General features: G+C 74.6%; 2 pseudogenes. Both read left to right on the plus strand.

Annotated elements, in window-relative coordinates:
* Positions 1 to 30: 30 nt before the first annotated feature.
* Positions 31 to 672, plus strand: a pseudogene (locus tag AC2W7J_RS18325) (MFS transporter); the annotation flags it as partial.
* Between the two features lie 137 nt (positions 673 to 809).
* Positions 810 to 1,198 (plus strand): annotated as a pseudogene (locus tag AC2W7J_RS18330) (hypothetical protein); the annotation flags it as partial.

Genomic DNA, 1,198 nt, shown 5'->3' on the forward strand with positions numbered 1-1,198 from the left:
GACGCTCCGTCGGGGCGGCCGATCGGCGCGATGGTCTTCGGCCGCATCGCCGACCGGGCCGGGCGCACCCGCACGACCCAGGTGGCGATCGCCGGCACCGCGGCGTGCAGCCTCGCGATCGCCGCGGTGCCGACGCACGAGAGCATCGGCGCCCTGGCGATCGGGGCGGTGGTCGTGCTGCGGTTCGTCGGCGGGGTCTTCCTCGCCGGGGAGTACACCTCGGCCATCCCGCTGGCGATGGAGTGGTCGGTGCCGCGACGCCGCGGCCTCGTCTCCGGGCTCATCATGTCGATGGCGCCGTGGGCGCAGTCGACGATCGCCTTCGCCACCGCGGGTCTGCTCGCCGCGCTCGGGCCGCAGGCCTACGCGGAGTGGGGGTGGCGGCTCGCCTTCGTCTGCGGCGGCCTCGCGAGCCTGGCTCTCCTGGCCTACTACTCCGCGCGCGTCGCCGACGCACCGCAGGTCGTGCGGCAGCGCGAGCAGGCCGACGAAGGGAGGACCCCCGCCTCCCTCGGTCTGCGCGCGGTCCTCGGTGGCGCCTTCGCCGGTGCCTTCTGGCAGATCTTCGGCCTGATGAGCGGGCTGTGGCTCATGACCAACATGGTCGTCATCCACGCGACCGGCCGGCTCTCGGCGGACCCGGGGTCCGACGGGGGAGAGGTCGCGCTCGTCATGGGCATCGCGTCGGTCGCCCAGGCGCTCGTCATGTCGCTCACCGGCCACTGGTCGACCTCCTCGGGCGGCGACGCTTCTTCGTCGGGTGGGGGCTGGGCGCCGCGGTCGTCGCCCCGCTCCTGTGGGCGGGCACGATGGCGACACAGGTCGTGCCGGCCGTCGTCGGCGTCGCGCTGCTCCAGGTCGTCACGGTGTGCGGCTACGGGCCGGTCGGGGCCTACCTGTGCGAGCGATTCCCGGCGCACGTGCGCTCCACCGGCTACGGCACGGCCTACTCGCTGTCGATCGTCGTCCCGGCGCTGTGGCCGTGGTGGCTGCCGGAGCTGCAGTCCGTGCTGGGCCGTGACGGATCGGTCGTCGCCGTCCTGGTCGTGGGTGGTCTGCTCGTCGCCGGGTGCGGGGCGCTCGGCCCCCGCCTCGCCGGCCCCGACCTCGACCGTGACGTCGAGCTCGTCGACGAGCGCACGAGGCCCCTTCTGCCGCAGGTGCGCTCGCATGATCGGCGTCGCGCGGGCTCGCGACC

This window comes from Janibacter sp. CFPM2_SD2, assembly GCF_057364645.1.